A 12,318-nucleotide genomic window follows, 5' to 3' on the forward strand; every position below is an offset into this window, starting at 1 on the left:
CGATGCAGGAAGACGGCTGGAAGCTCATTTCCGCCAGCCGGCCGCGCAAGGACTTTCTTTTCCACCTGGCCGCGGATCCAACCGAGCGCCGCAACCTGGCACAGGAGCAGCCGCAACGCCTGGCCGATATGAAGACCCGTCTCGCCCAGCACCACCAAGGCATGCCCGCGCCGCTGTGGCCGTCGTTCATCGAGGTCCCGATCTTCATCGACAAGACCCTAGAGCAGCCACACACGCGGCAAGATGAACATGTCTTCTGGATCAACTGAGCCCCGGCGCAGGCGGGCGGTCCCACGCGCCCTGGGGGTGACCGCCGCACTGGCCGGCGGGCTCGCCATGGTCGTGGCCGTGGCGGTGGCCGCAGGCTGGATGCCAGGGTGGCGGGACTGGGGCCTGCCCGGCACCGGTCCCAAGCTCGGCGAGCATGGGATGACGGGCAAGAACAACACCAATGCCTCACGCATCGCCTGCGCCCTGCCGCCTCTGGCCGCCCAGCGGCCCGACGCGCCCGAGGGCATGGTTTGGGTCCCGGCCGGTCGCCTGACACCTGGTGACAGCGTCTACCCCGAAGAGGCGGGTGGCAAGCCGGTGCAGCTCGCGGGCTTCTGGATGGACCGCACCGAGGTGAGCAACGATCAGTTCGCCCGCTTCGTCGCTGCCACCGGCTATGTGACGGTCGCCGAGCGCGCGCCAGACCCCACCCGCCTGGCCGGCGCGCCGCCCGAGTTGCTCAGGCCGGGGGCGCTGGTGTTCCAGGTGCCGCGCAAGCTCGACGGACCACCCGACCCGCTGCAGTGGTGGCGCTATCTGCCGGGCGCGAGCTGGCGCCAGCCGGGAGGGCCCGGCACCCACCTGGAGGGACGGGGCAGCCTGCCCGTGGTGTCGGTCACGCTCGAGGATGCCCATGCCTATGCGCGCTGGGTCGGGCGGCAGCTGCCCACCGAGGCGCAATGGGAGTGGGCGGCCAGGGAGGCGCGCGACCAGGCCACACCGCAGCACGAGCAGCCACGCCAGGCCAACACCTGGCAAGGGCGCTTCCCGATGGAAGACGCGGCCAGCGACGGCTTCGCCGGCATCGCGCCGGTCGGCTGCTATGCCGGCAACGCGCTCGGTCTGCACGACATGATCGGCAACGTCTGGGAGTGGACCCGCGACGCCTGGCGACCCGGCCACGAGGACGCACCTCCCCCCGCACTGCAGGCGGCGCGGGCGGCTGCGACCGGCGGCCCTCTGGCGCAGGGCGTGATCAAAGGTGGGTCGTTTCTGTGCTCGCCCGACTGGTGCATGCGCTACCGGGCCGGCGCCCGCCAGCCGCAGGACCTCGACCTGGCCACCAGCCACCTGGGATTTCGCACCATCCTGGAGGTGAGGTGAACGGGCACGCGGGGCGACAAGCCAGCCTACTGGCCCGGCTCGCGGTCTGGGTGCTCGCACCTGCGCTCGCCATCTTGCTGGCCGTTGCCAGCCTGCTGTGGATGCAGAGGGAAAAGATACTGCTCGGCGCCGAGGGCTACCTTTATGGCCTGCCCCTGGTGCTGATGGACCTGACCCGCGCCGAGTTCGCCGCCCAGCAGCCACAGCAAGACCCGCTGCGCCGGGTCCGCCAGCCCCCCACTGCGGCCTTCCGGGAGGTGGTACGTCCCACAGTCGATCTTCTCTACACCTCGGCCTTCATCGACCTGGATGCAGGCCCTTGGGTGCTGCGCCTGCCGGCCAATCCCGAGCCTTTCGAGGTGTTCTCGTTGCTCGACGCCTGGACCGATGTCTTTGCCGCGCCCGGCACCCGCAGCCATGGCGGCGCCGGTGGCACCTACCTGATCGCCGGTCCCGGCTGGCAGGGTCAGGTACCCGCAGGCATGACGCTGCTACGCGGGGGCACCCGCATGGCCTGGATGATTGGCCGCACCCAGCTCCATGGGCCGCAAGACCTTCCTGCGGTGCACAGGCTGCAGGATGGAATTTCGCTTGAACCGCTTGCGGTTCTACCGCTAGCCACAGCGGGCTCACCCGCAATATCGGCCACCGCGGCCACCCCCCGCGCAGCGCCGGCGCCTGGGGACAAGGGCACTGGCAACCAAGCAGCGGCCAAGGGCGCGCCCCCGCTCGCACAACTGCGCCAAATGTCTGCAGGCGACTTCTTCCAACGCCTGTCCGCTCTGATGGTGGACAACCCGCCGCGGGCAGCTGACCGACCGATGGTGATGAAACTCGAACGTCTGGGCGTGGCGCCCGGTCGGGCGCCCGTCTGGGGTTGGCTGGACGGCCGCAGCGTGGCCCTGGGCCGCTGGCTGGCCGATTTTCAGGTGCGCCGGGAGGTGGCCAAACCGCGCAACACGGTGCAGGGCTGGCAGACACCGCCAGACCTGCTGGGCCGTTACGGTACCGCCTACAACATCCGGGCGGCGGTCGCCTTGGTCGGACTGGGCGCCAACTGGCCGGAGGACGCGATCTACCCCAGCGCTCGCGTCGATGCTGAAGGCAGGGCCCTGGACGGCGCGCAACGCTATCGCATCCGCTTTCTACCGGGGCAGCTGCCGCCAGCACGGGCCTTCTGGTCGGTCACCGCCTATGGCGCCGATGATTTCCTGCTCGACGTGCCCGAGGGCCGCCACGCGGTGGGCAGCCGCCAGCCCCTGGTGACCCAGGCCGACGGCTCGGTGGACCTGCTGGTGCAGGCCGATCCGCCGCCACCGGCGCTGCGCGCCAACTGGCTGCCGGTCCGCGCCGGCGAGCCCTTCCAACTCACCGCCCGCCTTTACTGGCCCGAACCGGCGGCGCTGCAAGCCCGCTGGCGCATGCCGGCCATTGAGCGGGTGCGCGACTAGCCCGCCGCCGCCTGACGGACAATTGCCCCCATGGACGCACAGGCTCAGTGGACACAGGTGCTCGTGGTCGCCTCGGTGATGGCGGCTTTCGCCCTGGCCGAGTGGACCACCGGCAGGCTGTTCCCGGCGGAGGCGACGCGCGAGGACAAGCGCCTCGATGTGGTGGCCATCTTCATCCTGCCCGGTGTCACCGGCTCGGTGCTGCTGGCCTCTGGCGCTGTGTCCCAGTGGCTCGTGCCAGGATGGCGCGACGCGCTCTCCGGATGGTCCTGGTGGCAGATGCTGGCGCTGCTGCTGCTGGCCGATGACTTCACCCAGTACCTGTGGCACCGTCTGTCGCACACCTCGTTCATGTGGCCGCTGCACAGGGCCCACCATTCGGCGGCCTACATGAGCGTGCGCATCGTGTACCGAAACAACCTGCTGTACTACGCGCTCATGCCCGGCCTGTGGCTGTCGGGCCTGATGCTGCACCTGGGCTTTGGCTGGGTGTATGTGGTCTATTCCATTGTCAAGATGACCGTCATCATGGGGGCGCACTGCGCCATTCGCTGGGACGAGGGGCTGTACAGCCGGCCCTGGCTGCGGCCGCTGGCCTGGGTCATCGAGCGCACCATCTCCACACCGGCCACCCATTTCGCGCACCACGCCCTGGTGCAAGACGACGGCATTGGCCACTACACCGGCAACTACGGCAACCTGCTGTTCGTGTGGGACATGTTGCTGGGAACCGCGCGCATCACCCGCCGCTACCCGCCGGCGTATGGCCTGCAAGATGACCGCCGCCATGGGCCCGAACACTGGCTGACCCAACTGACCTTTCCGCTACGCAGGTCCCAGCGCGCAGAGACAGTGTTCGGGCGCGGCAGCCACCGGCCGCTTGACTGAGCGCCGGCAGGCCTAAAGGTCTTGTTGCGCGTCCACCAGGTAGCCTGAAATCAAGGCTACCAGCTGGGCCTTCACCCACTCGTCGGCCCCGGGCCGGCTCAGGGCCTGGTAGCTGCCCACGATGGCCAGGTAAAAGAGCGCGGCGAGTTCGGCAGCCTTCTTGCGGCTGCGGGTCAGCCGCCGGAACTTGTGCTCAAAGAGCGCCATGCGCTCTTCGTCCACCTCGGCGAGCATGCGCGCCACCGACGGGTCGCGACGCCCCAGGCCGCGCAGCGCCAGTTCGAACCGCATGTTCTCCAGGTCGGGGCCAGCATGCGCCAAGGCGGCCTCCAGCACCTGGGCCAGGTCGGCACGCGGATCCGGGCTCTCCATGGCCATCAGCCGCTGCTGGGTCTCCTGCTCCAGCAGACGCCAGCGGGCCAGCAGCGCCTCAATCAACTGCGCATGGTCACTGAAGTGCCAGTAGAAGCTGCCCCGGGTGACCCGCAGGCGCTCGGCGAGCAGCAGCACCCGCGCCTTGTCGAAGCCGCCCTCCACCACCGACTGAAAGGCCGCCTGCAGCCAGTCCTCCTGGCCGAGCCGCGCCGCTGCAGGGGCTTTGCGGGCAGTGCCGGTCTGAGGCATCTGCACGGCCGGCTTGCGCGGCTTGGCGTCCAGCTGGCTCGCCGGTTTGACGGCTGATCTGGCCGCGGGTTTGACCGCAGGTTTGGCCGTGGATCCGTGGGCCGTGCCCCGGGCGGGACCGCTGGCGGGACGGGACGGGCGAGCAGGACGGGAAGATGGCGCGGGCACTTGGCGATACTGTACGGAGGATGCCCTGATTCTAGGCACGGCATCCGCTCGGCGAGGCCTCGCTGCCCATGGGGAAAATCCTGCCGTAGCGTCACCGGCAAAGGCGCTACCATCCACGCCATACATCACTGTATTGTGCGGCGCAGACCGGAAGCGCCGCGCCTACCCACACGCCTGTACCGGTCCATGTCGCTTCGCACCCTGCTCACGCCTCTGGTCTCCAGTTGGCTGCTGTCGCCGCAGCGGCAGGCGTCAGCCCGCGCCCGAGCCGAGCGGCGCCGGCAGGCGCGCGGGCTGGCGCACGAGGTGCATTACTTCCATCAGGTCGACGACCCCTACAGCGCCCTTGCCTGCCAGGCCCTGGCCGGGCTAGTGGCGCGCTATGACATCCGGCTGCTGCCGCACCTGGTGAGCCCACCGGCCGACGCGGCGGCGCCCGACCGCGCGCGGCTGGTGGCCTACAGCCGGCGCGACGCCGCCGTGCTCGCCGTCCGGCATGGTCTGGCCTTCGCAGACCCAGGGCATCAGCCAGCAGCCGAAGCGACCGAGGCCTGCGCGAAAGACCTGCTCGCAGCGATAGACAAGGGGCACTTCACGGAAGCGGCGCCGGCCCTGGCCGCTGCGCTATGGACGGCGACTGTCGATGGCCCCGGCTCTCTGAATTTTCCGAAGCCCGGGTTTCCTGCTGCGACAGACGCCCGCTCACCCGCCGAGGTGAGCGAAAGACCCAAGGACCGCGATGTGGTCAAGGCGCTGGCAGAAGGGGACGCCCTTCGCGAGCGCTTGGGCCACTACCTCGGTGGCACATTTTTCTATGGCGGCGAGTGGTACTGGGGCATCGACCGCCTGCACCACCTCGAACGCCGCCTGCAGGACCTGGGAGCAGCACGCGCCGGCGTCGCGGGTACGCTGGCCTTTGCGCCGGACCTGGGGCCAGACCGAGCCCCTCACCTGCCGCAGGATCTCGCACCGCCTTCGGTCAGCGACCTGCAACCAGCGCTTTCATCCGCGAAGAGGGCAGGCTCCACGGAAGCGCCGCTGCAGTTGGTTCTCGATGAGCCGGTGGCGGAGGGTGATGGCAACACGCGCCAGACGGTCAGCGCCGGCAGCACCAGCAACATTGGGGGCAGCGGTAGCGTCACCCAAACTGCGTCGGCTCCCACCATCGACTTCTTCTTTTCCTTGCGCAGCCCCTACTCGGCCATCGTCATGCCCCGGGTGTTCGCCTTGGCGCGCGCGCAGGGCGCGCCGGTGCGCCTGCGCTTCGTGCTGCCCATGGTGATGCGCGGGCTGGCAGTGCCGGCAAGCAAGCGCCGCTACATCAGCCTTGACGCGGCCCGGGAGGCGAGGCTGCACCGCATTCCCTTCGGACGCCTCAACGACCCGGTGGGTCGGCCCACCGAGCGCGGCCTGGCGCTGATTCCCTATGCCCACACCCAGGGCCGGGCCGAAGCCTACTTGCTGGCGTTCATGCAAGGCGTCTGGTCCGAGGGCTTGGACGCCGGCAGCGACAAGGGGCTGCGCGCCATCGTGGAAGCCGCCGGGCTGCCCTGGGCCGAGGCCCGGGAGGCGCTGGCCGATGAAAGGTGGCGAGAGATCGCCGAACGCAACCGGCAGGCGCTTCTGGACCTGGGCCTGTGGGGCGTGCCGTCCTTCCACGTGGCCGGCGCTTCGACCTGGGGCCAGGACCGGCTCTGGCAGGTGCGCGAAGCCCTGATAGGTGAGTCCCTGATGGGTGAGTCCCTCATGCGCGAGGCGCTGGTGCGTGACGGGCTCGTGCCGCAGGCCCGATCGCAGGAGAACCAGGCATGATGCCCTTGCAGCACAAGGTCGCCGAGTACGCAGGCCTGGCATTGGCAGCACTGATGGCGATATTGGCGCAGCCTGCGGTGTCGGCACCCGCTGCGGCAAGCCGACCGGCGGCTGCCGCACCGGCCTCCGCCCAGCGCCCACCCAACATCGTCCTCATCGTCGCCGACGATCTGGGCTTTTCCGACCTCGGTTCCTTCGGCGCGGAGTTCGCCACGCCGCATCTGGACGCGCTGGCTCGCCGTGGCGCACGCTTTACCAACTTCCACGTGGCGGCGTCCTGCTCGCCCACCCGCGCGATGCTGCTCACGGGTGTCGACAACCACCTGGCGGGCGTGGGCAATATGCGCGAGACCATTCCGCGCGAGCACTTCGGGCAACCCGGCTACCTCAGCGTGCTCAATGACCGGGTGGTCACCTTCGCCTCCTTGCTGCAGGACGCGGGCTGGCGCACTTACGTGGCCGGCAAGTGGCATGTGGGCAAGGAGCCGCACAACCTGCCCGACCAGCGCGGCTTCGATCGCTCGCTGGTACAGGGCGACAGCGGCTCTGACAACTGGTACACCGCCCAGCGCTATCTGGATTTGGCGGACAAGGTCGACTGGTTCGAAAACGGCAAGCCGGCGAAGATGCCCGAGCGTTACTACTCCTCCGAGTATTTCGTCGACCGGCTCATGGGCTGGCTACGGGCCGACCAGGCAGCGCCCGGTCTCGCCTCGAACAGCAGCGCCCCGCGCCGCGACCGCCCCTTCTTCCTTTACCTGCCCTTCCAAGCCAACCACCTGCCGGTGCAGGCGCCCCCCGAGTTCATCGCCAAGTACCGTGGCCGCTACGACGCCGGCTGGACCGCACTGCGCCAGGCCCGGCGCGACCGCGCCAAGGCATTGGGCATCATCCCGCCGGGCACGCCCCTGGCCGCCACGCCAGGCACGCCCGACTGGTCGAGTCTGCCGCCCGCCGAGCGCGCGCTGCGCGCCCGCCACATGGAGGTCTATGCCGGCATGGCCGAGGCGATGGACCACCACATCGGCCGGCTCATCGCGTATCTGAAGGAGATCGGCGAATACGAGCGCACCGTCTTCGTTTTTCTCTCGGACAACGGCGCCGAGGGCTCCGACCCCTACAGCGTTCTGAGCGGTCGGCTGTGGTTGCGGTGGCAGTACCGGGGCGACATCGCCAATCTCGGCGGACCCGACACCTACGGCGTCATCGGACCGCATTGGGCCAGCACCGCAGCGGCACCGCTCGCCGGCTACAAGTTCTACGCCACTGAAGGCGGCATCCGGGTACCTCTGGTTATCTCGGGTGTACCGGGCATGAAGACAGACCGTATTCACCCGACATTCACCCACGCCACCGACATTGCGCCGACCCTGCTCGCGCTGGCTGGCGTGCCCCACCCTGGCAGCAGCTACCGCGGCAAGCCTGTCGAGCCACTGGCCGGGCGCAGTTTGCTGCCGGTGTTGCTCGGTCAGTCCGACCAGGTGCGTACGCCCCATGAGCCGGTGGGCTACGAGCTCTCGGGCAACGCCGCGCTGTTCAAAGGCAATTTCAAGCTGGTGCGCAATTTGCCGCCCATGGGCGACCAGCAGTGGCGTCTGTTCGACATCGTCCGCGACCCGGGCGAGACGCGCGACCTCAGCGCCGAGATGCCTGACCTGTTCCAGGCGATGCAGGCCGACTACCAGGCCTACGCCCGCAGCCACGGCGTGCTCCCCATGCCCCCCGGCTACGACCCGGTGCGCCAGGTGGAGATCAACGCCCTTCTCAATGTCTACGTCCCGCGCTTTCAGTGGCCGGCGCTGGCGCTGCTCGCGCTGCTCCTCACGGGCGGATGGCTATGGTGGCGGCGCCGCAAATGAACTGGCACGCCGAGGACGGTGGACCCGCGCGCCTCCAGCAGGTGCCTGGCCGCCTGCTCGGCAACCACGAAGGCGCAGACGCATCGGGGGCACCGCGTCTGCAGGTCCACGCCCGCCGCACCTGGCTGTCAACGATGGTGGTGCGGGGCGCGCCGGGCGAGGTCTACCTCCTGACCCACTCCGCCCTGCGGGGGCGCCTGGGGCTGGCCACCACGGCTCAGGTCGAGCGCATCGACCCCGTCACGCTCAAGACGTTGGAGCGTTCGCCCCGGCTGGCGGGCGGCCCCCTGTGGCCGGGAAGCATGGCACTGCATTCCAGCGGCGATTTGCACATCGTCTACGGCAACCATGTGCACCGGCTCGACCGCCACTGCCAGCCCCTGGGCAGTCGACAACTGTCAGGCCAGGACCCCTACAACGGCTTCGTCACCCTGCCCGGTGGCGCGCTGGTCACCAAGAACCTTTCCCGCACCCAGCCCGCGCGCCTGACGGTGCTGAATCCGCGCACGCTGGACCCGATCGGCCCGCCCGTGCTCTGCCCCGAGCCCAGCGTCGCACGCCTGAGCGCCCAGGGCGACACCGTGTATGTCGCCGGCATGCACAGCGTCATGCGCTACCACTGGGACGCCGCCAGTGCCCGGCTGCGGCCCGACACCGGATGGCGCTGGGACTACCTCGCCGGCACCCCGAACAGCTTCGCCTGGGACTTGGTGCTGACCGAAACGGATGCCTGGTTCATGGACAACGGCGACCACGGCTACCTCTGGACAATGCGCGGCGCCGGCAGGCGCTTCAGCGCCAACCGGCTGCTGCGGGTGTCGCTGCGCGACGCTCGCGACCACGGCGCCTGGGAGGTGAGCGGGCTGCCCGGCGGCTGCGTGACCAACCCGCCGCTGGTGGACGTTCGCCGCGGCATCGTCCTGGGCTACGACTCTGGCAACGCCTTCCTGCGCGCCTGGGACCTGTTGCCCGGCGGCGAACTTCGCCCGCGCTGGGAGCGCCCCGGCCTGGGCTGCGCCAGCCACATGCTGCTCTATGAGGACAGTGGCGAGGTGGTGACCAATGACCACCAGGGCATGTCAGAGCAGGTGGTGGTGCTTGACATCACCACCGGACGCGAGAAGGCCCGGGTCGCCACCGGCGGCCGCATGCAGGGCGTGGTCTTCCCCTCCCCGGGATGGGACCGCGACCTGTACTGGTGCTCCATGGACCGTATCGCCCGCCTGCATGTCACCGACAACTGAGACCCCGCACATGAAACTCCGACGCTCGCTCCTCATCGCCCTCCTGCTTCTGGGCGTGATCGCCGCCGGCGCCTGGCTGGCCCGCACCCAAATTTCGCTGGCCATCGCCTCGCGGGTGGTGCGCGCCCATCTTGGTGTCGACCTGGCCACTCAGTTGCCCGACGGACTGCATGTGGGCGTGTGCGGCGCTGGCTCACCCTTCCCAGACGACCTGCGCCTGGGCCCCTGCACCGCAGTGCTGGCGGGCAAGCGCCTGTTCGTCTTTGATGCCGGCAGCGGATCGGCGCGCAACATCGGCAAGCTGGGCTTTCTCGCCGGCCAGGTCGAGGGCGTCTTCCTCACCCACTTCCACTCCGACCACATCGACGGCCTGGGCGAGCTACTGCTCCAACGCTGGATCCAGGGCGGCCACACGCGCCCACCGGTGGTGACGGGCCCCGAGGGGGTGGAGCAGGTGGTGGCCGGCTTTGTGCAGGCCTACAAACTCGACCGCGGCTACCGGGTCGAGCACCACGGTGACGCCACCGTGCCTGCCAGCGGCTTCGGCGCGACGGCCCGGGCTTTCAAGGGCGGCGAGACCACGGTGCTGCTCAAGGAGGGCGACCTGGAGATCAGCGCCTTTCCGGTGCAGCATGACCCCGTGCACCCCTCGGTGGGCTACAAGATCCGTTACAAGGACCGCAGCCTGGTCCTGAGCGGCGACACCCGCAAGTCACCCGCGGTGCTGGCCGCTGCCCGCGGCGTCGACCTCTTGGTCCATGAGGCGCTGTCGGCACCGATGGTGGACGTGCTGCGCGACGGCGCCAAGGCCAGCGGCCGCGACCGGATGGTCAAGCTCTTCGACGACATCAAGGACTACCACGCCTCGCCGGTCGAGGCCGCCGAGACCGCCCGCGACGCGGGCGTGCGCTACCTGCTCCTCAACCACATCGTCCCGACCATTCCGCCCTTGCCGGGGCTGGAGGGCTATTTCCTGGGCCAGGCACCGAAGGTGTTTGGCGGGCCAGTGCGTGTTGCCAGGGACGGCGACTTTCTGTCCCTGCCCGCGGGCACGCAGGAAATCCGGGTCACCCGCCGGTTCTGAGCTTTGCGCATGACTGCTACTCCGTCTGTGCCCGACGCCTCCCTGCTCCATCCACCGCTGCCCCACCTCACCGGGCCGGTGCTGCGCACGCCCGAGTCCTGCTTCGAAGGCCTGACTGACTTCCCCTACGCGCCCCACTACCAGACAGTGGGCGGCCTGCGTATGGCTTGCATTGACGAGGGACCGCGTGATGGCCCGGTGGTGCTGCTGATGCACGGCGAGCCGACCTGGGGCTACCTGTATCGCTCGATGATCCCGACGCTGGTGGCGGCCGGCTGCCGTGTGGTCGCGCCCGACCTGGTGGGCCTGGGGCGCTCGGACAAGCCGGTGCGCCGCGAGGACTACACCTATGCCCACCACGTAGCCTGGATGAACGCCTGGCTAGAGGCCATGGACCTGCGGGGCATCACCCTGTTCTGCCAGGACTGGGGCTCCCTCATTGGTCTGCGCATGGCCTGCGCCGCGCCCGAGCGCTTTGCCCGCATCGCCCTCGGCAATGGCGGCCTGCCCACCGGCACCGAAAAGATTCCGCGCGCCTTCCACCTGTGGCGCGCCTTCTCCCGCTATAGCCCGCTCTTTCCTATCGGCCGCATCGTCGCCACCGGCTGCGCCAGGGGCTTGTCCGCCGACGCACGGCGTGCCTATGACGCGCCTTTTCCCACCCGCCGTCACAAGGCCGGGGCCCGTGCCTTTCCGTCCCTCGTGCCGATCACGCCCGACAACCCCGAGCGCGCCGCCAACGAAGCCGCCTGGCAGGTGCTGGAGAACTGGCACAAGCCCTTTCTCACCCTTTTTAGCAACCGGGACCCGATCACACGCGGCATCTGGCGCGTGTTCCAGACACGGGTGCCCGGCGCCCAGGGCCAGGCCCATCGCAAGATCGAGGGCGGCGGCCACTTCCTGCAGGAGGACTGCGGGCCCGAGGTGGCGCAGGCGCTGGTCGAATTCGTGCGTGCGGAGGCTTAACAATGCCCCGCACCCACATTCTTTATGGCTGGCACCTGTCCTACTTCGCCGGCAAGGCCCGCTGCTACCTGAAGTACAAGCGCCTGCCCTTCGTCGACCAGGAAGTGAACCTGCCCACCCTGATGTGGCGCATCCCGCGCAAGACCGGGGTCAGGGTGATGCCGGTCCTGCGCACGCCGGACAACGAGTGGATCCAGGACACGCACCTCATCATCGAGCGCATCGAGGCCCAGATCCCCGAGCGCTCGGTGGTGCCGGACACGCCCTGGCAACGCTGGCTGGCCTACCTGCTGGAGGCCTGGGCCGACGAATGGTGGATGCCGATCGCCATGCACACACGCTGGAGTTACCCGGAGAACTTCGCCCTGTTCCAGCACGATGCCGGCCGGGCGCTGCTGCCGGGCTTTCCGCGCGCGCTCCAGCACAAGGCGGTGGACCACGTCGCCAACCACCTGCGCGCCATGCTGCCGGCGGTGGGTATTCGCCCCGAGCAGAACGGCGTGCTGGAGGCCTGGGCCCACGCGATGATGGCCCAACTGGACACGCACTTCGCCGCCCACTCTTACCTGCTGGGCGGGCGCCCTACGCTGGCCGACTTCGGTCTGGTGGGCACCATGTACGGCCACCTGGGCCGTGACCCATGGCCCAAGCGCGAGATGGTGGCCCGCTACCCGCACCTGCGCGCCTGGATAGATCGCATGGCCAACCCGGCCGACCGCCGCATGGGCCCGCTCTTTCCGGACGACGAGATCCCGCCGACCTTGTTGCCCATCGTGCAGCAGGTGGTGCAGGAGTGCGTGCCCTGGTTCGACGGCATCGCCGCCGAAATCAATCAGGTGCTCGCCGAG

The 12,318-nt window shown here is 69.3% G+C and carries 10 protein-coding genes and 1 pseudogene; 10 read left to right on the forward strand and 1 reads right to left on the reverse strand.

The genetic code is table 11. The features are described from left to right. The 4 genes and pseudogenes from QE494_RS17410 to QE494_RS17425 all read left to right on the forward strand — a co-directional run. A pseudogene (locus QE494_RS17410) lies at window positions 1-269 on the forward strand (hypothetical protein); the annotation flags it as partial. After that, window positions 244-1,374, forward strand: a complete 1,131-nt coding sequence (locus tag QE494_RS17415; protein WP_300045501.1) for an SUMF1/EgtB/PvdO family nonheme iron enzyme — start codon at window positions 244-246, stop codon at window positions 1,372-1,374. The pseudogene QE494_RS17410 and the gene QE494_RS17415, both read left to right, overlap by 26 nt. Continuing rightward, window positions 1,371-2,825, forward strand: coding sequence for a DUF1254 domain-containing protein (locus tag QE494_RS17420; RefSeq protein ID WP_300045503.1), 1,455 nt, complete (start codon window positions 1,371-1,373; stop codon window positions 2,823-2,825). The genes QE494_RS17415 and QE494_RS17420 overlap by 4 nt, the downstream gene beginning before the upstream one ends. A 30-nt stretch (window positions 2,826-2,855) precedes the next feature. Then, the gene (locus QE494_RS17425) at window positions 2,856-3,713 is read left to right on the forward strand and encodes a sterol desaturase family protein (RefSeq protein WP_300045505.1); all 858 of its coding nucleotides are present in this window, start codon (window positions 2,856-2,858) and stop codon (window positions 3,711-3,713) included. Between the two features lie 12 nt (window positions 3,714-3,725). On the opposite strand, the gene QE494_RS17430 is transcribed toward QE494_RS17425, so the two are convergent. Beyond that, window positions 3,726-4,337: a TetR/AcrR family transcriptional regulator gene (locus QE494_RS17430; protein ID WP_300045520.1), complete on the reverse strand. Its 612-nt coding sequence runs from the start codon at window positions 4,335-4,337 to the stop codon at window positions 3,726-3,728. 354 nt (window positions 4,338-4,691) lie between these two features. Between QE494_RS17430 and QE494_RS17435 the strand changes: the two genes are divergently transcribed. The 6 genes from QE494_RS17435 to QE494_RS17460 all read left to right on the forward strand — a co-directional run. Then, window positions 4,692-6,317, forward strand: coding sequence for a DsbA family protein (locus QE494_RS17435; RefSeq protein WP_300045507.1), 1,626 nt, complete (start codon window positions 4,692-4,694; stop codon window positions 6,315-6,317). Further along, window positions 6,314-8,176, forward strand: a complete 1,863-nt coding sequence (locus QE494_RS17440; protein ID WP_300045509.1) for an arylsulfatase — start codon at window positions 6,314-6,316, stop codon at window positions 8,174-8,176. Before QE494_RS17435 ends, QE494_RS17440 begins: the two co-directional genes overlap by 4 nt. Further along, window positions 8,173-9,420, forward strand: coding sequence for a hypothetical protein (locus tag QE494_RS17445; protein WP_300045512.1), 1,248 nt, complete (start codon window positions 8,173-8,175; stop codon window positions 9,418-9,420). Before QE494_RS17440 ends, QE494_RS17445 begins: the two co-directional genes overlap by 4 nt. 10 nt (window positions 9,421-9,430) lie before the next feature. After that, the gene (locus QE494_RS17450; protein WP_300045514.1) at window positions 9,431-10,504 is read left to right on the forward strand and encodes an MBL fold metallo-hydrolase; all 1,074 of its coding nucleotides are present in this window, start codon (window positions 9,431-9,433) and stop codon (window positions 10,502-10,504) included. Window positions 10,505-10,513: 9 nt separating this feature from the next. After that, entirely contained in the window at window positions 10,514-11,470 is a 957-nt protein-coding gene (locus QE494_RS17455) for a haloalkane dehalogenase (RefSeq protein WP_300045516.1), read from the forward strand. A gap of 2 nt (window positions 11,471-11,472) precedes the next feature. Next, window positions 11,473-12,318 (forward strand): glutathione S-transferase family protein (locus QE494_RS17460; RefSeq protein WP_300045518.1); only part of this gene is annotated, 846 nt, incomplete at its 3' end.

Source organism: Ramlibacter sp. (assembly GCF_029866045.1).
In the GTDB taxonomy this organism is placed as follows: domain Bacteria; phylum Pseudomonadota; class Gammaproteobacteria; order Burkholderiales; family Burkholderiaceae_C; genus Ramlibacter.